The organism is Dietzia cercidiphylli (assembly GCF_039531545.1).
In the GTDB taxonomy this organism is placed as follows: domain Bacteria; phylum Actinomycetota; class Actinomycetes; order Mycobacteriales; family Mycobacteriaceae; genus Dietzia; species Dietzia natronolimnaea.
Genome location: NZ_BAAAQG010000006.1, coordinates 56,034 through 76,580, shown reverse-complemented (window position 1 = coordinate 76,580; position 20,547 = coordinate 56,034). Strand labels below are relative to the sequence as shown.

General features: G+C 69.5%; 20 protein-coding genes. 14 read left to right on the top strand and 6 right to left on the bottom strand.

Annotated features, from left to right (window positions below):
• Positions 1–901: AMP-binding enzyme (locus ABD250_RS05330; RefSeq protein ID WP_344391098.1), on the top strand; the 901-nt coding region annotated here is incomplete at its 5' end.
• Positions 902–903: 2 nt separating this feature from the next.
• Positions 904–2,010 (top strand): nitronate monooxygenase, encoded by a 1,107-nt coding sequence (locus ABD250_RS05325; protein WP_182659439.1) that lies wholly within the window; start codon positions 904–906, stop codon positions 2,008–2,010.
• A gap of 176 nt (positions 2,011–2,186) precedes the next feature.
• Here the strand turns inward: ABD250_RS05325 and trhA are convergent, their stop codons facing one another.
• Genes trhA through ABD250_RS05305 form a run of 4 tightly spaced genes read right to left on the bottom strand, consistent with a single transcriptional unit; the run spans position 2,187 to position 6,968 of the window.
• On the bottom strand, positions 2,187–2,918 hold the full coding sequence (trhA, locus tag ABD250_RS05320) for a PAQR family membrane homeostasis protein TrhA (RefSeq protein ID WP_182659438.1): 732 nt from the start codon (positions 2,916–2,918) through the stop codon (positions 2,187–2,189).
• 21 nt (positions 2,919–2,939) lie between these two features.
• The gene (locus ABD250_RS05315; protein WP_341255067.1) at positions 2,940–4,637 is read right to left on the bottom strand and encodes an AMP-binding protein; all 1,698 of its coding nucleotides are present in this window, start codon (positions 4,635–4,637) and stop codon (positions 2,940–2,942) included.
• Positions 4,634–5,704: an acyl-CoA dehydrogenase family protein gene (locus ABD250_RS05310; RefSeq protein WP_341255066.1), complete on the bottom strand. Its 1,071-nt coding sequence runs from the start codon at positions 5,702–5,704 to the stop codon at positions 4,634–4,636. Before ABD250_RS05310 ends, ABD250_RS05315 begins: the two co-directional genes overlap by 4 nt.
• 1 nt (position 5,705) lies before the next feature.
• Complete coding sequence (locus tag ABD250_RS05305) at positions 5,706–6,968, bottom strand: acyl-CoA dehydrogenase family protein (RefSeq protein WP_096906017.1); 1,263 nt, start codon at positions 6,966–6,968, stop codon at positions 5,706–5,708.
• A gap of 107 nt (positions 6,969–7,075) precedes the next feature.
• Between ABD250_RS05305 and ABD250_RS05300 the strand changes: the two genes are divergently transcribed.
• The 12 genes from ABD250_RS05300 (at position 7,076) to ABD250_RS05245 (ending at position 18,799) form a co-directional block, all read left to right on the top strand.
• Positions 7,076–7,270, top strand: a complete 195-nt coding sequence (locus ABD250_RS05300; RefSeq protein ID WP_067712138.1) for a ferredoxin — start codon at positions 7,076–7,078, stop codon at positions 7,268–7,270.
• 8 nt (positions 7,271–7,278) lie between these two features.
• Entirely contained in the window at positions 7,279–8,196 is a 918-nt protein-coding gene (locus ABD250_RS05295; protein ID WP_067712141.1) for a 3-oxoacyl-ACP reductase, read from the top strand.
• A gap of 260 nt (positions 8,197–8,456) precedes the next feature.
• The gene (locus tag ABD250_RS05290) at positions 8,457–9,221 is read left to right on the top strand and encodes an MlaE family ABC transporter permease (RefSeq protein ID WP_096906016.1); all 765 of its coding nucleotides are present in this window, start codon (positions 8,457–8,459) and stop codon (positions 9,219–9,221) included.
• Positions 9,222–9,231: 10 nt separating this feature from the next.
• Positions 9,232–10,074: an MlaE family ABC transporter permease gene (locus tag ABD250_RS05285; protein WP_371607075.1), complete on the top strand. Its 843-nt coding sequence runs from the start codon at positions 9,232–9,234 to the stop codon at positions 10,072–10,074.
• Between the two features lie 9 nt (positions 10,075–10,083).
• Positions 10,084–11,322 carry an MCE family protein gene (locus ABD250_RS05280; protein ID WP_182658413.1) on the top strand — a complete coding sequence of 413 codons (1,239 nt, stop codon included), beginning with the start codon at positions 10,084–10,086 and terminating at the stop codon, positions 11,320–11,322.
• Positions 11,319–12,374: an MCE family protein gene (locus tag ABD250_RS05275; RefSeq protein WP_182658414.1), complete on the top strand. Its 1,056-nt coding sequence runs from the start codon at positions 11,319–11,321 to the stop codon at positions 12,372–12,374. Before ABD250_RS05280 ends, ABD250_RS05275 begins: the two co-directional genes overlap by 4 nt.
• Positions 12,367–13,515 (top strand): MCE family protein, encoded by a 1,149-nt coding sequence (locus ABD250_RS05270; protein WP_182658415.1) that lies wholly within the window; start codon positions 12,367–12,369, stop codon positions 13,513–13,515. Before ABD250_RS05275 ends, ABD250_RS05270 begins: the two co-directional genes overlap by 8 nt.
• Entirely contained in the window at positions 13,512–14,777 is a 1,266-nt protein-coding gene (locus ABD250_RS05265; RefSeq protein ID WP_119191916.1) for an MCE family protein, read from the top strand. The genes ABD250_RS05270 and ABD250_RS05265 overlap by 4 nt, the downstream gene beginning before the upstream one ends.
• Complete coding sequence (locus ABD250_RS05260; RefSeq protein ID WP_344391085.1) at positions 14,777–16,045, top strand: MCE family protein; 1,269 nt, start codon at positions 14,777–14,779, stop codon at positions 16,043–16,045. Before ABD250_RS05265 ends, ABD250_RS05260 begins: the two co-directional genes overlap by 1 nt.
• Positions 16,042–17,460 (top strand): MCE family protein, encoded by a 1,419-nt coding sequence (locus ABD250_RS05255; protein WP_344391083.1) that lies wholly within the window; start codon positions 16,042–16,044, stop codon positions 17,458–17,460. The genes ABD250_RS05260 and ABD250_RS05255 overlap by 4 nt, the downstream gene beginning before the upstream one ends.
• A complete protein-coding gene (locus tag ABD250_RS05250) occupies positions 17,460–18,002 on the top strand; it encodes a hypothetical protein (RefSeq protein ID WP_096906008.1) in 543 nt (180 codons plus the stop codon). Before ABD250_RS05255 ends, ABD250_RS05250 begins: the two co-directional genes overlap by 1 nt.
• Positions 17,999–18,799 (top strand): hypothetical protein, encoded by an 801-nt coding sequence (locus ABD250_RS05245; RefSeq protein ID WP_344391077.1) that lies wholly within the window; start codon positions 17,999–18,001, stop codon positions 18,797–18,799. Before ABD250_RS05250 ends, ABD250_RS05245 begins: the two co-directional genes overlap by 4 nt.
• A 39-nt stretch (positions 18,800–18,838) precedes the next feature.
• On the opposite strand, the gene ABD250_RS05240 is transcribed toward ABD250_RS05245, so the two are convergent.
• Entirely contained in the window at positions 18,839–20,287 is a 1,449-nt protein-coding gene (locus tag ABD250_RS05240) for an alpha,alpha-trehalose-phosphate synthase (UDP-forming) (RefSeq protein ID WP_182657864.1), read from the bottom strand.
• Positions 20,288–20,318: 31 nt separating this feature from the next.
• Positions 20,319–20,507: a hypothetical protein gene (locus tag ABD250_RS05235; protein WP_107748799.1), complete on the bottom strand. Its 189-nt coding sequence runs from the start codon at positions 20,505–20,507 to the stop codon at positions 20,319–20,321.
• Between the last annotated feature and the right edge of the window lie 40 nt (positions 20,508–20,547).

The following is a 20,547-nucleotide window of genomic DNA, read 5'->3' as shown; positions in this document are numbered from 1 at the left end:
GTTCGCCGGCCACACCAGCGTGCTCATCCCGGAGTTCGACGCCGAGACCGTCTGGCAGACCGTGACCGAGCACAAGATCAATCTCCTGTTCATCACGGGAGACGCCATGGCACGTCCGCTGATCGAGGCATGGGACCCGGAGAAGTACGACTCGTCGTCGGTGTTCTACATCGGGTCCTCGGCGGCCCTGTTCTCGCCGTCGGTCAAGGACCAGTTCATCGAGGCGTTCCCGAACGTCATGCTCTCTGACTCGATCGGTTCCTCCGAGACCGGCTTCTCCGGCATCGCGCTCGCGGAGAAGGGCAAGACCCACACCGGTGGGCCCCGCGTGAAGATCGACGGGGAGACCACGGTCCTCGACTCCGAGGGCAACGAGGTCCAGCCCGGTTCCGAGGTCATCGGCAAGGTCGCGCGCACCGGGCACATCCCGGTGGGGTACTACAAGGACGAGGTCAAGACCGCGGCCACGTTCAAAACGTACCGCGGGAAGCGCTACTCGATCCCCGGCGACGACGCCCGGGTCGAGGAGGACGGCACCGTCACGATGCTCGGTCGCGGATCGGTCTCCATCAACACCGGAGGCGAGAAGGTCCACCCGGAGGAGGTCGAGGCGGCGCTCAAGACCCATCCCGACGTGTTCGACGCCCTGGTGATCGGGGTGCCGGACGAGCGGATGGGCCACAAGGTCGCCGCCGTGCTGCACACCCGTGACGGCAAGTGCCCGCCCATCGAGGAGATCAACGAGCACGCGCGCAAGGAGATCGCCCGCTACAAGTGCCCGCGCGCGTTGTGGGTCGAGACCTCGGTCAAGCGCAATCCCGCGGGCAAGCCCGACTACCGGTGGGCCGCGGACATCGCCGCGTCCCGCCCCGCAGACGACAGCCAGGAGATCAGCAAGTGAGCATTCGCACTTCCCTCGCGGAGGAATTCGGGATCGAGTACCCGGTCTTCGCCTTCACCCCGTCCAAGGCGGTCGCGGCCGCGGTGACCCGTGCCGGCGGCATGGGCGTCCTCGGGTGCGTCCGCTACAACGACGCCGCGGAGCTCGACGAGGTGCTCACCTGGATGGACGAGAACACCGACGGCAAGCCCTACGGTGTGGACATCGTCATGCCCAACAAGGTGCCCACCGAGGGCAGTCCCTCCGACATCGCCGCGATGATCCCGGAGGAGCACAAGGCGTTCGTCTCCCGGGTCCTCGACGATCTCGGGGTGCCGCCGCTCGGCGATGACGCCGAGCACAACGCAGGGGTCATCGGGTGGCTCCACTCGGTCGCCCAGTCGCACGTGGAGATGTCTCTCAAGCACCGGCCGGTGCTCATCGCCAACGCCCTGGGCTCGCCGCCGAAGCACATCATCGACCTCGCCCACGAGAACGGGATGAAGGTCGCCGCCCTCGCCGGCGCCACCAAGCACGCCCTGGCCCACGTCGACAACGGCGTGGACATCGTGATCGCCCAGGGCGGCGAGGCGGGAGGTCACACCGGCGACGTCGCGACGATGGTGCTGGTCCCCGAGATCGTCAAGGCCCTCGACGGCCGGGCCCCGGTGCTGGCCGCCGGTGGCATCGGCGACGGGACCCAGGTCGCGTCCGTGATCGGGATGGGCGCGCAGGGCGCCTGGATGGGATCGCGCTGGCTCACGGCCGCCGAGTACGCCGAGGACGGTGGGTCGCAGGCCATGCAGAAGGCGCTCGTGGCCGCGACCAGCCGCGACACCGTCCGTACCCGTATCTACTCGGGCAAGCCCGCACGGCTGCTCAAGAGCAAGTGGACCGAGGCGTGGGCCGCCGACGACGCGCCGGACCCGCTGCCCATGCCGCTGCAGAACATCCTCGTCGCGGAGGCCCACCAGCGGATCTCCGAGGCGCAGGATCCCGAGGTCGTGGCCATGCCCGCCGGCCAGATCATCGGCTCCCTCGAGGGCGTGGTGCCCGTGGCCGAGACGATGGCGCAGATCGTCGCCGAGTACGAGGCCGCCGTCGAGCGGCTGCGCGCGACCCTGGCCTGACCGGACGGGCCCGTCTCGCCGTCATCGGCCAGATCCGCTACTCCGATTCCGGATCCGCCAGCCCAATTCGGGTAGCGGATCCGGAATCGGGATAGCGGATTCTCGTTTCTGTATCGGGCGGCTCGCCGGAGCGGTCGCCCAGCTTGCCATCGGGCCAGCAGGTCGTCAGCAGGTCATCAGCTGGTCAGGACGAACAGCAGCATCGCGGCCCAGTGGCAGGCGAACGCGATGACGGTGCAGGTGTGGAACACCTCGTGGAAGCCGAAGACGCCCGGCGACGGGTCGGGTCGCTTGAGCCCGTAGACCACCGCGCCGCCGGTGTAGGCGACCCCACCGACCAGCACCAGGATGACGGCGGCCAGGTTGGCGTCGATGAGATCGCCGGCGAACCACACCGCGGTCCAACCGAGGCCGATGTACAGAACGACGTACAGCCACCGCGGCGCGGACAGCCAGAACAGGCGGAACATGATGCCGAGCAGGGCGCCCGACCACACGAGCGTCAACAGGATCGTGCTGGTCGGGGGCTCCAGCGCCGCCACCGTCATGGGCGTGTACGTCCCGGCGATGAGCAGGAAGATATTGGAGTGGTCCAGCCGGCGCATCAGCGCGGTGGCCCGCGGGCCCCAGTTGAGACGGTGGTAGAGCGCCGAGATTCCGAACAGCAGCGACGAGGTCGCCAGGAACACGGCACTGGCCCAGGTCAGCGCCGTGCCCTCGGCGAGCACGGTGAGCACGACGCCCAGCGCGATCGCCACGGGCAGGGTGCCGGCGTGGATCCACCCGCGAAGCAGCGGCTTGGGCGGGACGGGCGCGGAGATGCCGAAGTCGTCCTCGCCGGCGACGCCGTCATCGTTGATGCCGTCGCCGGCGGGATGCTGCAGGTCGGGGTTCACGGCGTGGTCCACACGCCAAACCTACCGAGGACGTCAGACGGGGGTGAATCCCGCCGTGGAACCGTCGCGTACCCAGACCCTGTCGCCGGCTGACTCGGCGCCCAGCGAGGTGAGATCGCGCGCCCGGAACTTGAAGCTGGCCGTCCGGGGCAGGGAGGCGGTCACCCGCAGGAGCGACGGCCACTGCTTGGGACCGAGATCGGTCTGGGCGGCCAGGAAGTCGCCGAACCCGTCCGCCACCGCCCAGGCGTCGACCCCCTCGCGCAGCACCACCGCCGCCGCGACGGCGTCGCCGATCGCGGCCGGACCGCGCACGGTCTCCGCCGGCACGGCGTACACGCCGACCTCGGCCACATCGGGGTGGCGCCGCAGCACGCGTTCGATGGGGGCCGCCGCCAGGTTCTCCCCGTCGACGCGCATCCAGCCACCGGACCTGCCCGCGAAGTAGACCCACCCCTCGTCGTCGACGTACGCGAGGTCACCGGAGTGGAACCGGCCGCCACGCATCCTCTCGGCGTCGGCGGCGGGGTCGCCGTAGTACCCGGCGAACAGGCCCGGCCCGTCGGCGACCATCTCGCCCACGGCCTCGTCGGCGTTGAGCAGGACGCCGGCGTCGTCGAACCGGGCGCGGGGGCGCTCGTCCCCGGTCTCCGGGTCGACGATCCGCACCCCGTCCGGCAGCGGGCCGAGCGCGGCATCGGGGGTCGCGGGCGTGCGGGTGACGGAGATGCCACCCTCGCTGGAGCCGAACCCGTCCACCACGGTGACGCCGAATCGCCGGGCGAACTCGCGACGCACATCGGCGGGCGCCTCGTTGCCGTAGACGACGCGCATCGGGTTGTCGGCGTCGTCGGGCCGCTCGGGGGTGGCGAGGATGTAGGACAGGGGTGCGCCGACGTAGTTGGCGAAGGTGCAGCCGTGTCGCCGGACGTCGTCGAGCCAGTTGGAGGCGGAGAAGCGACGCCGGAGGGCGATCGAGCACCCCGAGTACAGGGCGATCGGCCACGCCACCATGACGGCGTTGGAATGGAAGAGCGGCATCGCGCTGTACACGCAGTCGCCGGTCCCGATGCCGAACCTCTCGGCGAGCATGCGCCCCGGGACGGAGATCTTGCTCTGCGTGATCCGGACGGCCTTGGGGTCGCCGCTCGTGCCCGAGGTGAACACCAGCGCGACCAGGTCGTCGGGGCCGGTCGGCACGTCCGCCACCGCCGGGAGCGCGGCGTCGGCGTGCCGGTCCAGCAGCGCGGCCCACTCGGGGGAGTCCACGTTGACCACCTGGACGTCGGGGCCGAGCCCGTCGAGGAGGGCTTCGTTGTCGGTGTCGGTGAGGATGAGGGCGCAGTCGGCGAGGGCCGCGTCGCGGGCCAGCGCCTCGCCGCGCCTCGTGGGGTTGAGCCCGGCCACCACGAGCTCCGAGCACGCCGCCGCACCGAGCAGGTGGAGGTATTCGGGAGTGCCGGCCAGGAGGAGGCCGACGTGGGGCGGGCGCGCCGGGGGAGCCGTCTGCGTCGTGGTCGTGGTTCGTGACTGCGACGACGACGAGCCCATCAGGTCCCGAAGCGCCGCGATCCGCACGGCCACCGCGCGGACGGCGTCAGACCAGGGCGTGAGCCGACCGTCGGACCAGATTCCGCGGTCGCCGACGGCGGACAGGGCGTGCACCGCGTCGGCGACGGAGGTGAACGGCTGGGCGGCGACGTCCGCGATCGTCTTCACCGCGCCGCTCACGCCGAGTACTCCCAGGGGTCGCCTGCGGTGGCCAGCACGTCGCCTAGGTCGAGCAGTTGCCGGGTGGCGCCGCCGAGGCGGAACTCGTCGGCCTTCGCGGCGAGGAAGTAGCGGTGGGCGGGCTCGGAGCGGTCCAGCCCGACGCCGCCGTGGACGTGCACGGCGGTGTGGGCGAGGCGGTGGCCGGCGTCGCAGGCCCAGAAGTGGGCGGAGGCCACCGCCGCGTGTGCGGTCGGTCCGGGGTCGCCGCTACAGGCGTCGAGTTCGTAGGCGGCGCGCAGGGTGCTCAACCGGACGGCGTCGACGTCGATGGACCCGTCCGCCAGGCGGGCGGCGACGGCCTGGAACGTGCCGATGGGGCGACCGAACTGGTGGCGGGTGCTCGCGTACGCGGCGGTGCGCTCGAGCGCGGCCTCGATCACGCCCCACTGGTGGGCGGCAAGGTGGACGCGGCGGCGCAGGGCATCGAACTCGAGCGCCCCGGCGGCGAGCGCGGTGGCGTCGCCGGGGTCACCGGTGACGAGCCCGCTGCACGAGTAGTCGACGGGGACCGTGCGTTCCACGGTGACCGCCGCGCCGTCCGTCACGTGTAGGCCGTCGGCCGAAGACCGGACGATCACATCGGCGATCGGCGCCCAGTCCACCTCCGGTGCGGAGACGGACCAGCCGTCGGCGACAGCGGCGATCTCGCGCCCCTCCGCCACGGCGGTGGCGCGGTCGGTCTGCCCGGCCGCCTCGAGCAGGTGGGCCGCGCGTATCGCGGGGGACAGGGGAACCGGGGCGACGACCCGGCCCAACTCGCGTAGGACCAGGGCCTCGCCGATCACCCCCAGCCCGGCGCCGCCGATCGACTCCGGGGCGAGGGCGGCCGGGACGCCGGCCCGGACCAGTTCCTCCCAGTATCGGGCGTGGAACCGGGCGGTGTCGCGGTCGGTTCCGCCGGACTCGGTGCCGGGGCCGAACCGGGCGTCGAGTTCTCGCAGGGAGTCGTCGGTGACCAGACGCTCGCCCATGTCACGGACGAGGGCGGCCAGCTCCGCGGTGGTGTCGTCGACGGAGAAATCCATGTCAGCGCTCCTTCCGGGCGGTGCTGGCGGACGGCGCGGGGGCGACACGTGGCGCCGGGGGCAGCCCCAATCCGGCGGTGGCGATGATGTCGCGCTGCACCTCGTTGGTGCCGCCCCCGAAGGTGAGGATGAGCGCCGATCGGTGGAGGCGCTCGATGCGCCCGTGCAGGGCGGCGGTCGGGGAGTGGGAGCGCTGGTAGCCGCTCGATCCGAGGACCTCCATGAGCAACCGGTAGGCCTCGCACGCCGTCTCGGTCCCGTACACCTTGGTCGCCGACGCGGCGATGCGGGTGGGCGCGGCGGTGTCCGCGGAGACGATCTCCCAGTTGCGCAGGGCCAGGTACTCGGCCATCGCGTGGACGCGGGCCAGGTGGGTCCGCACCCACTCGTTGTCCATGACGGTGCCGTCCCCGGGCATGCCGACGTCCGCCGAGCGGGTGGTGCGCGCCCACTGCACGACCTGCCGCAGTGAGGCCTGCAGCGGCCCCGCCGAGGTCAGGGCGACGCGCTCGTGGTTGAGCTGGTTGGTCATGAGCGGCCAGCCGCCGTGCTCGGGGCCCACGAGGTTGCTCGCCGGGACCACCACGTCCTGGTAATAGGTGGCACTGGTGTCCGGGCCGGCCATCGTGTGGACCGGGGTCCACGAGAAGCCCTCGGCGTCGGTGGGCACCATGATCATGGAGATGCCCTTGTGGCGCTTGGCGTCCGGATCGGTGCGCGCGGCCAGCCAGATCCAGTCGGCGTACGCCACCAGCGACGTCCACATCTTCTGACCGTTTATCCGGTAGACCTCGCCGCCCTCGTGCTCACCGGTCCCGGGCTCGCGGACCGCCCGCGTGCGGAGCGACGCGAGGTCGGTGCCGGAGTCCGGCTCGGAGTAGCCGATGCCGAAGTGCAGCTCACCGCGGCTGATCCGGGGCAGGAAGTAGTTCTTCTGCTCGTCGGAGCCGAACGCCATGATGGTGGGCGCCACGGAGTTGATGGTGAGGAACGGCACCGGGACGCCGGCGATCGCGGCCTCGTCGGTGAAGATGAGCTGCTCGATCATCGGCCGGTTCTTCCCGCCGAATTCTTCGGGCCACCCCAGTGTCAGCCAGCCGTCTCGGCCCATCTCCGCGACGATCTCGCGGTACGCGTCGCCGTGCCCGTACTCGCCGGTGGTGGAGGTGAAGGCCTCGCGTCGTTCAGGGGTCATCAGTGCCGAGAAATACTCGCGCAACTCCCCGCGCAGACGTTCCTGGTCGGTGGTGTAGGTGATGTCCATATGCCCTAAGCTCATCGGTGAGTGGAACACGTTCTAGTGTCGTGTCTCACATAGTATCCAACCATCTCGCGGCCATGGTGGCCGTGGGTGCGACCGAGGAGGACGGCATGAGGATTGAAGTCGATCCCGACCGCTGCGAGGGGCAGGCCGTGTGCGTCGGCCTGGCGCCGAAGGTCTTCGAGCTGAACGACGACGACGAGGTCGTGCGTGTGATCGTCGACGAGGTCCCCGAGGACCTGCAGAAGCGCGCACTCAAGGCTGTGGAGAAGTGCCCGATGGCCGCGCTGAAGGCCGCGGAGTGACCGCGGGGATGGGTCGGGAGAAGCTCGACGCGGACCTTTCACTCGACGGGCGGGTCGCCGTGGTCACCGGGTCCGGCTCGGGTCTCGGCGCGGCCGAGGCGGTCGAGCTCGCCAGGTCGGGCGCGGCCGCGGTGGTCATCAACGACATCCGCGCCGGTGAAGCCGCAGACGCGGTGATCGCGGACATCGAGGCGGCCGGAGCCAAGGCGGCACTCGTCGTGGGCGACGTCTCCGAGCGGGAGACCGCCGACGCCATGGTGGCCGAGGCCCTCAAGCTCGGTGGGCTGCACGTGGTGGTCAACAATGCCGGGATCACGCGCGACAAGATGCTGTTCAACCTCTCCGACGAGGATTTCGACGCGGTCGTGAAGGTGCATCTGCGCGGTCACTTCCTGCTCACCCGCAATGCGGCCGCCCACTGGCGCGAGGAGAGCAAGAAGTCCGGGGGGCCGGTCTACGGCCGGCTCATCAACACCTCGTCGGAGGCGGGGCTCTTCGGCCCGCCCGGCCAGGCCAACTACGGCGCGGCCAAGGCCGCGATCACCGCGCTGACGCTGTCCGCGTCGCGGGTGCTGGAGCGCATCGGCTGCACCGCCAACGCGATCGCCCCGCGCGGTCGCACCGGGATGACGGAGGCGGTCTTCGAGCCCTGGGACCCCTCCGAAGGGCCGGATCCGCTCTCGCCGGACCGGGTCGCGGACCTCGTGTCCTACCTGGCCTCGCCCGCTGCCGCGGACGTCACGGGTCAGCTGTTCGTGGTATACGGCGGGATGGTGGCGCTCGTGGAGGCGCCCGTCGTGGAGAAGAGGTTCGACGCAGAGGGCGGCGTATGGGACCGTCGCGAGTTCGCGGATGCGATCTCCGGGCACTGGTCAGGCCGCCCGGAGGGCAAGTCCTTCTCCGCTGCGGAGATCATGAAGCTCTGAGTGGCGGGCCCGTCCCCGGCGTGATCGACATCGATCGCGCCGGGGACGACTTATTGGTGTGTCGGGCGTGTTAGATTCCCCCGACACGAGCTGGCAGGGGCACCGGTCGGGGGGATGGGGAAGCCCTTGCCAGATAGAACGCGTTCTAGATACTGTGTAATCGGGATCACACGAAACGGTCACTTGTTCAGGCCGGGGTAGTCCAGGCCACGGTGGCCGATCGCGCGTGGCCCGGGGGATGAAAGACAGGAGGGGGCGCCATGGCGAGGGTTATCGATGCGCCGCTCAGAGGGATCGGCGACTTCGTCGCCATGACGCTGGACACCTTCGTCTCCTTCCCGACGATCGTGCGACAGGGCCGGGAGTTCGTCGAGCAGTCCTGGTTCATCGCCCGCGTCTCGATGCTGGCCACCGTTCTGGTGGCGATTCCCTTCACGGTCCTGGTGAGTTTCACGCTCAACATCCTGCTGCGCGAGATCGGCGCGGCCGACCTGTCCGGCGCCGGAGCCGCTCTCGGCGCGGTGACGCAGGTGGGCCCCATGGTCACCGTGCTCATCGTCGCCGGCGCAGGCGCGACCGCCATCTGTGCAGACCTCGGAGCGCGCACCATCCGCGAGGAGATCGACGCGATGGAGGTGCTCGGCATCGATCCGGTCAAGCGCCTGGTGGTGCCCCGGGTCGCGGCGTCGACTTTCGTCGCCCTCCTGCTCAACGGGCTGGTGTGCACCATCGGCATCCTTGGCGGGTTCCTCTTCTCAGTGTTGCTCCAGGGAGTCAACCCGGGGGCCTTCGTCAACGGCATCACGCTGCTCACCGGCCTCGGCGAGTTGATACTCGCGCAGGTCAAGGCCGGGTTGTTCGGGATGCTCGCCGGGCTGGTCGCCTGCTACAAGGGGCTCTATGTCCGCGGTGGTCCGAAGGAGGTCGGCAACGCGGTCAACGAGACCGTCGTCTTCGCGTTCATGGCGCTGTTCGTCGTCAACACCGTGGTGACCGCCGTGGGTGTCAAGGTCCTGGGGGCGTGAGGTGACCGTCATCGAGACCACCCGGTTCCCGCGCCTCGCGCGGGCCCGGCACCACACCGTCGGCAGGATCGACGATTTCGGCGGCATCGCCCTGTTCTTCTGGCGAGCGCTGCTGGCCACGCCGCGGGCGCTCACGCATTACCGCAAGGAGACGCTGCGGCTCATCGCCGAGATCGCCATGGGTACGGGCGCGTTGGCGATGATCGGCGGCACCGTGGTGATCGTCGGGTTCCTCACCCTGGCCACCGGCGGCGTGATCGCCGTCCAGGGGTTCTCGTCGCTCACGGATGTCGGGGTCGAGGCGCTCACCGGTTTCTTCGCGGCGTTCATCAACGTGCGAATCGCCGCCCCGGTGATCGCCGGCATCGGGTTGGCGGCCACAATCGGGGCCGGTGCGACCGCCCAGTTGGGCGCGATGCGCGTGTCGGAGGAGATCGACGCACTCGAGGTGATGGCGATCGACTCGGTCACCTACCTCGTCTCCACGCGGATCGTCGCCGGGATGATCGCCGTGGTGCCGTTGTACTCCCTCGCCGTCATCGCCTCGTTCCTGGCGAGCCGGTTCGCGACCGTGGAGATCTACGGACAGTCCGGGGGCGTCTACGACCACTACTTCTCGACGTTCCTCATCCCCACGGACATCCTGTGGTCCTTCGTGCAGGCCATCGCGATGGCCATCACGATCATGCTCATCCACACCTACTACGGCTACAACGCGGCCGGCGGTCCCGCCGGAGTCGGCACCGCCGTCGGAAACGCCGTCCGCACCTCGCTCATCGCCGTGGTGACCGTAACCCTTCTCGTCTCCCTCGCGATCTACGGCGGAGACGGCAACTTCAACCTGTCGGGATAGGAGACACAGATGGCGAGGACGGTGAGTCAGAGCGACGCGGTGCCCAGGCGCATCGCGGCCGCGAGCCTGGCGCTGTTCATCGTCGTCGTGGTCGCGCTCTCGCTCCTGATGTTCGTGCGCGCCTTCGACGACCGGGTGCCGCTGACCGTGCGCAGCGATCGCGCGGGTCTGGTCATGGAGGCCGACGCGAAGGTGCGTTCGCGTGGCGTCGAGATCGGCAATGTCACCGACATCCGCCAGGAGTTCGACGGTGCGACCCTCGACATCGAGGTGGATCCCGCCGCTCTCGAGGCGATCCCGGCCAACTCGGTCGTGACGATCGGGTCCAATACGGTCTTCGGAGCCAAGTCGGTCGACTTCGAACCCCCGGCGCGCCCTGCCCCGACGGCCCTCGAGGCCGGGGCCGTCGTCGAGACGTCCAACGTCACCACCGAGGTGAACACCCTCTTCGAGGACCTCACCGTCCTGCTGGAGGCGATCGAGCCGGAGAAGCTCAACGCCACGCTGGGCGCCATCTCGGGCGCTGTCGACGGCCGGGGCGAGCAGGTGGGGCGCACGATCACCGATCTGAACGACTACCTGCAGGAGATCAACCCGCAGATCGAGACCCTCCAGCGCGACCTGGCCAAGGGGTCCCGGGTGGCCAACCTCTACGCCGACGTCACGCCCGACCTGATGCGGTTGCTCGACTCCGGCACGGACGTCGGCGCCAATGTGGTCAACAACCAGGCCCGGTTCGAGCAGTTGCTGGCCTCCAGCATCGGAACCGGGGAGACCGGCAAGCGGCTGCTGTCGGAGAACGGCAACGAGCTCGTCAAGACACTGTCGGACCTGCGGGCGTCCACCAGCCTGCTCGCCGAGTACTCGCCCATGCTGACCTGTCTGATCGTCGGGCTCAACCAGGGTGTCGAGGGCGCGATGTCCGCCTTCGGTGGCAAGGACCAGCCGGGCCTCGTGTTCAAGGCCGGTTTCCAGCAGGGTGCGCGCGCGTACGAGTACCCCAAGGACCTCCCGAAGGTCAACGCCAGCACCGGGCCCAACTGCTACGGACTGCCGTTCCCGGACCCGGACGTCCACGCCCCGTTCGTCGTCACCGACACCGGCTCCAACCCCGTGGAGGGTATGCCCGACGTGTTCACCTCTCGCCCCGCGCCGCTCTTCGGTCCGCTCCGTCCGACCGTCCCCGGGGTACCCGCCCCGCCGACCCTGTTGCAGGTCATGCTCGGCATGGACGGGGGCACCCCGTGAGCGCGGGGCGCGCGGCAGCGCGCGACCTCCGCGCCACCGTGGTGAAGCTGACGCTGTTCACCACGGTGATGGCGCTGGTCCTCATCGGTCTGGTGGTGGTCTTCAGCGAGTACCGGTCGGGTGACACCGAGGACTACAACGCCGCCTTCACCGACGTCTCCGGTCTCGAACCGGGGGACAAGGTGCGGATCGCCGGCGTCGAGGTGGGCACGGTCGCCAGCATCGAACTGGCGGAGGGGAACACCGCCGCCGTGGAGTTCTCGGTGGCCGGGGACCAGGTGGTCCACACCAGCACCGAGGCGATGGTGCGCTACGAGAACCTCACCGGGGACCGGTACCTGGAACTCAAACGCGGGGAGGGTGACCAGTCCCCGCTCGAGGTCGGCGGGACGCTACCGCTGTCCCAGACATCGCCGGCCCTGGATCTGGACGCGCTCCTCGGTGGGTTCCGACCGCTGTTCAAGGCGCTCGATCCCGGCCAGGTGAACCAGCTTTCCGAGTCCATCGTCAAGGTGTTCCAGGGGGAGTCGGGGACCGTCCAGGACCTGCTCGCCGCGACGTCATCCCTGACACAGACGCTGGCGGACCGCGATCAGCTCATCGGCGACGTGATCACCAACCTCAACGGAGTGCTCACCACGGTGGCGGACAACCAGGACAATGTGGATTCGATCGTCGACGACCTCCAGCAGCTCGTCTCCGGGCTGTCCGCCAACTCCGAACCGATCGGTGAGTCGGTCTCGCGCCTCAACGACGCGAGCGCCAACATGACGACCCTCCTGGCGGATGTCCGGCCGGCCCTGCGCGAGGACGTCGCGCAGCTCGACAGGGTGGCGACACTGATCAACGAGGACGAGCCCTTCGTGGAGGACGTGATCAACCGACTGCCGAGTGACTTCGAGAAGATGGGTCGGCTGGGCGTCTACGGCAGCTTCTTCCAGTTCTACCTGTGCGGCAACATCGTGCAGATCACCGACCCCGCCACCGGGCAGGGGCTCTACATGCCGCAGTACGAGCAGACGACGGGACGGTGTGCCTTCCCCGATGAGTGACGATTCAAGCCAGGCGCCCCCCAAGGCGCCCCGCGGTCAACTCCGGTTCCGAGACCGCGATCCCAAGAAGCTCGGCGTGTGGGGAGCAGTGGGCGCCGTGGCGTTGATGGGGATCTCCCTCAACTACGACCGCATCCCCTACGTCAACGGCATGCGCGACGCGACCGTCTACGTCGCCGACGCCGCGGGTCTCGACACCGGGGACCACGTCCAGGTCGCCGGGATGAATGTCGGGACGGTCCGCAAGATCGAGCTGGACGGTGACCGGGTGAGGGTGCGCTTCGCCATCAACCGGGGTGTCGAACTCGGTGCCGACACCTCCGCGCAGATCAAGACGGACTCGATTCTCGGCCGCCGCGCGCTCGGCGTCTTCTCGGACGGCCGGGGAGATCTCGAGGACAACACGATCCCGATCGAGCGGACCTCCGTCCCGTACTCGCTCACGTCGGCGCTCGGCGACCTCAGCGACACCGTCGAGGCCATGGACACCGACAAGGTGGACGAGGCCCTGACCGTTCTCGCCGAGACCATGGAGGGGTCGTCTCCCGAGGTCCGGGGTGCGATCGACGGGATCACCCGTCTGTCCCGCTCCCTCAACGAACGCGACGAGGGGGTCCGACAACTGCTCGAGAAGGCGGCCGGTACCACCGATGTGCTGGGCAGGCGCAGCGACCAGATCAACCAGCTCATGGTCGACGGCAACACCCTGTTCACACAACTCGACCTGCGGCGTCGTGCTCTCAGCGAGCTCATCATGAACATCGACGAACTCGCGCGTCAGCTGTCGGGGCTGGTCCAGGACAACGAGGCCCAACTCGGGCCCGCCCTGGACAAGCTCGAGCAGGTCTCCGATCTACTGATCCGCAACAAGGACGACATCGACCTGGGCCTGCGCCGGATCGTCCCCTTCTCCACGGCGCTCGGCGACGCCGTCGCCTCCGGCCCGTGGTTCAACGCCTACATATCCAACCTGTCCCTCGGCCACTACCAGCAGACGATCCTCCGGGACGTCATGCCGCTGATCGACGACCGCGTCCAGCCTGAACCAGGTCTGGTCCGTGAACCCACCATGCCGGGTACTCCCGAGCTGACGTTCATGGACGAGCACCCCGGCTGGGGCGAGAAGAGGTTGCCCCGATGAGTCGACTCCTGTCCTCCACCGCGGCCAAGGTCGTGGCGCTGCTCGCCGTGATCGCGATCGTCGTGGGCGCGGTGTGGTTCTTCACCGCCCGCACCAAGACGATCACGGCCTACTTCCCGTCCACCCGGGGTGTCTACGAGGACGACACCGTGCGGGTCCTGGGTGTGCGAGTCGGCAGCATCTCCGACATCGCCACCGAGGACGGCAAGTCCAAGGTGACCATGGAGGTCGATCGCGACGTCGCCATCCCGGCGGACGCCAACGCACTGTTGGTCGCGCAGTCCCTCGTCGCCGAGCGCTTCATCCAGCTCACCCCCGCCTTCACCGGTGGGGAGGAGATGCCCGACGGCGGGACGATCCCCGTCGAGCGGACGGCCGTCCCGGTCGAGTGGGACGGGGTCAAGGACCAACTCATGAAACTCTCGTCGGCACTCGGGCCCGAGGAGGGGGAGCAGACCGGGCCGATGAGCGACTTCGTGGACTCCGCGGACGCCATGTTCGACGGTAACGGGGCGGAGATCCGGGACGCCCTGAACGAGGTCTCGCAGACCATGTCGCTGCTGTCCGACGGCCGGGAGAACCTCTTCACCACCCTCAAGAACCTGCAGCTCTTCGTCACGGCTCTGTCCCAGAGCGAGGATCAGATCGTCTCCTTCGGCGGCAGGCTCGCCAGCGTCTCCCAGGTGCTGGGCGACCAGACCGCGGACATCGATGCGGCCCTGCGCGATCTCGATCTGGCGGTGATGGACATCAACCGGTTCCTGGAGAACCACGGCGACCGTGTCACCACCGGTGTCGACAAGCTGGGCCGGGCGACCGAGGTCGTCCGCGACCGCCGGGCGGAACTGGAGGGCGTGCTGCACGTGGGGCCGACGGCGATGTCGAACTTCTACAACATCTACCGGCCGTACCAGGGTGTGCTCACCGGTGTCCTGGCCATGAACCAGATGGCCAACCCGACCAACTTCATCTGCGGCGCCATCGCCGGCCTGGCCAACAACACCGCCGAGTCCGATGCGCAATTGTGCGCCGAGTACATGGGTCCGCTGTTCAACTCGTTGACCTCCAACTACCCGTACGGCGCGGTCACCCCGCCGATCACCCCGACCGCCGAGCCCCACCAGATCTGGGACTCCCAGAAGCCCGGGACCCGGACCCCGCCCGGTGTGCAGCCGGTGTCGGACCGCCCGGACCCGCTGGTCAACGTCGTCAACCGTGGGGACAACCTCACCGACACCCTGCTCGTGACGGGAGGTGCCTGATGCTCGGCAACGGATCCGGATCCCGCCTGCGGGCGGTCGGCGCGCTCGGCACGGTGGTCCTGCTCTCGGGGGCCGGGTGTTCGTGGCAGGGTCTCAACTCCCTTCCGCTCCCCGGGGCCCAGGGCAAGGGTGAGGGTGCCTACGAGGTGACGATCGAGATGCCCAACGTCACGACCATCACCCGCAACTCCCCGGTGCGGGTCAACGATGTCAACGTCGGTTCCATCACCGCCATGCGGGTGGAGGACTACACCGCGATCGTCACGATCAGCCTCAACGAGGAGGTCAGGCTCCCGGCCAACGCCCACGCCAAGATCGGGCAGACCAGCCTCCTGGGCTCCCAGCACCTCGAGCTCTTCCCGCCGCCGGAGGGCGACCCGCAGGGCACACTGGCGGACGGTGACGTCATCCCGCTGGCCCGCGCCGGTGTCTACCCGACCACCGAGCAGACCCTGTCGGCGCTGTCGGTCGTCCTCACCGACGGCGGCCTGGCCCAGTTCGAGACCATCGCCACCGAGCTCAACACCGCCCTGGACGGCCGCGAGATCGACGCCAACGAGGTCCTCACGCAGCTGGACACCACCGTCAGCGGACTCGACGACCAGCGTGCCGACATCATCGCCGCGATGGAGGGGCTCGACCGTCTGTCGCGACAGATCAACGAGCAGAACGACACCCTCGCCCGGGCCCTGGCCCAGATGCCGGAGGCGCTGACGTTGATCAATGATCAGAAGCAGCAGCTGACCACGGCCCTGGTCTCGCTCGGCGACTTCGGCAACAAGGCCAACCAGGTCATCGATGCGGGCGGCGGACAGGATCTCGTGGACAACCTCCGCGATCTCACCCCGGTGCTCGAGGGGCTGGCGAACGCCGGGCGTGACATGACCCGGGTGCTCAGTTCGTTGATCACCTTCCCGTTCCCGCAGGCGGGTATCGACAACTTCCTGCGCGGGGACTACGCCAACCTCTACATTCACGCTGACGCGACGATGCCGCGCCTGGCGGAGACCATGCTCCTCGGTACCGAGTTCGGCAACCGGATGGCGGGTGTCGAGGGGTACGTCGGACTCGCCCCGAACCCGTTCGCCGGCGCCGACCCGTACTCCCTCGACGTGCCCCGACCGGAGCCCGCACCCGACGGCACGCCCGCACCCGACGGCGTGCCCGCGGCCGCGGGGGCCGCCACCGCGCCGGCGCAGGAGCAGCCCGACGGGGACCCCGCACCCGCGGAGCCGTCCGCCACCCCGACCGAGGAGGCACCGCGATGACCCGTCTCGTCAAGATCCAGTTGACGATCTTCGCCGTGGTCACCGTTCTGGCCCTCACGGTCATGTCGGTGTCTTACCTCAAGCTGCCCACGGCCTTCGGATGGCAGCGCACGGACGTCGCCCTGGAGATGCCCGACACCGGCGGCCTCTACCAGAACGCCAACGTCTCGTACCTCGGCAACGTCATCGGTCGTGTCGACTCCGTCACCCTCACACCCGGGCACGTCGTGGCGAACCTGCACTTCGACGCGCGGGCCGATGTCCCGCAGAACGTCCGGGCCCAGATCCGCAGCGTCTCGGCGATCGGTGAGCAATACGTGGAGTTCGTCCCGGAGGGCGAACCGAGCGGCGAGCTGGCGGACGGGTCCGTGCTCGGGCGGGACCGGGTCGACATGCCCCAGGGAATCGGACCGGTACTGGACCAGGCCACCGTGCTCATGGCGTCGATCGACGATGCCAAGATGCGACGCGTGATCTCCGAGTCGTTCGACGCGTTCAACGGCTCGGAGCGCGACCTGCAGCGCTTCCTCGACTCGGCCCAGTTGTTGCTCGAGGAGGCCCGTTCCAACACGGACGTCACCCGTCAGCTCATCGCCGACGCCGAGCCGGTCCTGGACTCCCAGCTCCGCTCGTCGGACTCGATCCGGGCCTGGACCCGGAACCTCGCTGACCTGACCGATCAGCTCCGGACCAACGAGCCCCAGCTGACCTCGATCATCCAACGCGGCCCGGACTCTCTGGCGCGGGCGACCAAGGTCCTCAACGATCTGCAGCCGACCATGCCGGTGCTGGTCGCCAATCTGGTGAGCGTCGGCGAGGTGGGCGTCGTCTACAACCGCTCCATCGAGCAGCTCCTCGTGATCTACCCCGCCCTGGTGTCCTCGCTCATCACCGCCATCAACGGCGCCAAGGACACCGGTGAGATCAAGGTGGACTTCAACCTCCAGATCAACGAGACCCCGCCGTGCACCACCGGCTTCCTCCCGGCCGATCAACGCCGCTCGCCGGCGGACCTCTCGGTGCCGCCGCTGATCAACGGCATCTACTGCAAGGTGCCCCAGGACTCGCAGCAGGTCGTGCGAGGCGCCCGCAACCTGCCGTGCATGGAGTACCCCGGCCGGCGGGCGGCGTCGCCCGCCGAGTGCGCGGCGAACGACTACCAACCCGAGGGGATCAACCCCCCGGACACGAGCGAGGTCGGTCCGCCCGGGAACAACCCCAACGGGTGGAACGTTGTGCCGTCGTCGGACACCGGAGAACAGGAGATCCGCACGTCGGCCGCGATGTACGACCCGTCGACGGGCGAATACCTGGGCGCCGACGGCAAGACGTATCGTCAGCTCAACCTCGGTGATGCCGGACGACTCCCGGCGGACGCCGACCTGGCCGACATCCTCACGAACGGAGTGACCTAGTGCCACAGCCGGACGACAACCCCGCCGACCGTGGGCGCCTGTGGCTCACCGTGACCGCGGTGGTCGCGGCGGTATGCCTCGTGGCCGCCGTCGTCGCGACGTCGCTGTGGCTGGGTGAGCGGAACGCGGCGGCCTCCGTGCGCGCCGACCGGGCCTCCGCCGCCGAACTCGACGCCTCGTACCGTGACTTCGCGACGACCGTGATGACCAAGCTCATGACCATCAGGCAGGAGACACTGTCGGAGGACGTCGACGAGATCGTCGGCCTGATCGACGGTGATTTCTCGGAGCAGTTCGCGCCTCGCCGCGATTCGTACGAGGACGTCGTCAAGACCACTAATGTCGTCGCCGACGGTGTGGTGTCCGCCGCCGCCGTCGAACACTCCTACCCCGACCGGGCCGAGGTGATCATGGCGATCGACCAGACCATCGGCAACCCGAAGTCCGATGAGGACCAGGACCGCCAGTACCGTGTGCGCGTGACCGTGAACCGACACGACGACGGCGAGATGAAGGTCACGGGGGTGAACTTCATCCCATGACCACTCCCGACTCCGACATCCGCGCCACCCGTCGCGCCCGGCGCGAGGCCGAACGCGCGGCCCGCGCCCAGCGCAAGGCCGACGCCGCCCGCGAGCGTGCCCTCGAGGCCGCACGGGCCGGTGGGCTGTTCGAGGGCATGGAGGCCATGCCCCGCACCGAGACCGCCGACGCACGAGCGGACGAGGACACCGCCGACGCACGAGCGGATGAGGACACCGCCGGCGGGGCGACCGCCCGGCCGGCCACCTCGACGCCCTCGCCGGCGCCGGCGTCCCGCGAACCGATCGACCCGGCCCGTCGGCGCACCCTGATCACCGCCCTGGCGCTGGTGTCGGCGGTCCTCGTCGTCGTCACCGGCCTGGCCACGTGGCAGTACGTCGAGGCCCGCGAGGCGACGGCGATCGAGGAACAGATCGCGGCCGCGCCCCGGGCGGCCACCGACGCGGCGCGCGAGATCACCACCCAGATGTTCACCTACGACCACCGGACGGTGGACGCGGACCTCGGAGCGGTACGGGAACGGCTCGCCGACCCGGCGCTGTCGGAGTTCGTCGAGCAGTCCATGCCGACCGTCTCCTCCGCCGCCAAGCAGCAGGAGGCCACCGTCTACGCGACCGTCGCCGCCGCCGCGCCGCAGGAGGTGACGGACGCCGAGCGCGTCACCGTGCTGGTCATGCTCAACCGGATGGTCTCCACCAAGGACGCGCCCGAGGCGGCCAGTTCGGCCTCACGGCTGAGCGTGGACATGGTCCGCCAGGATGGGACGTGGAAGCTCGCCGAGCTCAATTCGCTGTGATGCGGCGCCCCCGCTGGTCTACCCGGCGTCCCCGCTGATCTACCCGGCGGAGGTGGCGTCGAGCGTCTCGAAGAACCGGCGCGCCCACGCGTGGACGTCGTTGCCCAGGACCTGCCGACGCAGTGACCGCATACGGCGACGTCGGTCCTCGGGGGAGTCGTGGACCGCGGCCATGATGGCGTCCTTGACCCCGTCGAGATCGTGCGGGTTGCACAGGTACGCCTGGCGTAGCTCCGCGGCGGCGCCGGCGAACTCGCTGAGCACCAGGGCGCCCTCGCCGTCGGTGCACGAGGCCACGTACTCCTTGGCCACCAGGTTCATGCCGTCCCGCACGGGCGTCACCAGCATGACGTCGGCGGCCGCGTAGAACGCCGCCAGTTCCGTCTTGGGGACGGGCCGGTGGATGTAGGTCACCACGGGGTGCCCGATCTCGCCGAACGTGCCGTTGATGCGGCCCACCGACTCCTCGATCCGCGACCGCATGATCTGGTACTGCTCGACCCGCTCGCGGCTCGGCGTGGCCAGCTGGAGGAGGGTGACGTCGGCGGGCTCCAGGCGCCCCTCCTCGAACAGCTCCTCGAGCGCGCGCAGGCGGACGTCGATGCCCTTGGTGTAGTCCAGACGGTCCACGCCCAGCAACAGGATCTCTGGTGAGCCGAGTTCGGTACGCAGGCGTTCCGCGCGGGCGCGGGTGTCGCGGTCGCGGGCGGCGGCGTCGATGGCGGCCGAGTCGATCGAGATGGGGAACGCCCCCACCCGGACCCTGCGGTCGTCCACGCGGATCTCGGACGCCCGACCCCGGGTCGAACGCAGCCGAAGGGAGGGGTGGCCGCCGAGTCGGTTGGCGAGGATCCGGAAGTTGTCGGCTCCGCCGGGCAGGTGGAAGCCCACGAGATCGGCCCCGAGCATCCCGTCGACGATCTCCGTTCGCCACGGCAGCTGCATGAACAACTCGACGGGGGGGAACGGGATGTGGAGGAAGAACCCGATGGTCAGGTCGGGACGCATCTCACGTAGCAGGCGGGGGACCAGCAGGAGTTGGTAGTCCTGCACCCAGACCGTGGCGTCGGTGGCGGCGGCCGCGGCGGTGGCCTCGGCGAACCGGCGGTTGATCGCGACGTAGGCGTTCCACCATTCGCGGTGGTACTCGGGGGGGACCACCACGTCGTGGAACAGCGGCCACAGCGTGCCGTTGGAGAACCCCTCGTAGTAGAGCCCGACATCCTCGGCGGACAGCGTGACCGAGTGCAGCCGGATGCCGTCGGCGTCGAAGGGCTCGGGGGCGGCGTCCGCCACTCCGGGCCAACCCACCCAGGCGCCGTGGTTGGCCTTGAGGATGGACTCCAGGGCCGTCACCAGCCCACCGGGGCTGGCCTTCCAGTGTTCCCGGCCGTCCTTGTCACGGACGAGGTCGACGGGTAGCCGATTGGCGACGACGACGAAGTCCGCACCGGCGTCCGGCGGCGTCTGCTCGGTCGCGCGCGTCATCCCCGTCCCTTCCGTGATCGCTGTGATGCGGCTAGTCGACGTCGGCAGGGTCGACCTTCTCGGGGCCGATCCCGAGCATCTCGAGCAGCATCAGGCACTCGTCGGCGTCTGCGGCGTACGAGGCCACGATCCTCTGGGCCTGATATGCGGTCTCGTCGGCGACGGGCTCGAGGTCGACGTCGAGCTCGGGCTCCTTGCTGGCCGCTGCGGCGGATGCCATGTGTGTCCTCCCGTGGTCGGTATGGGACGCAGGGCCCGTG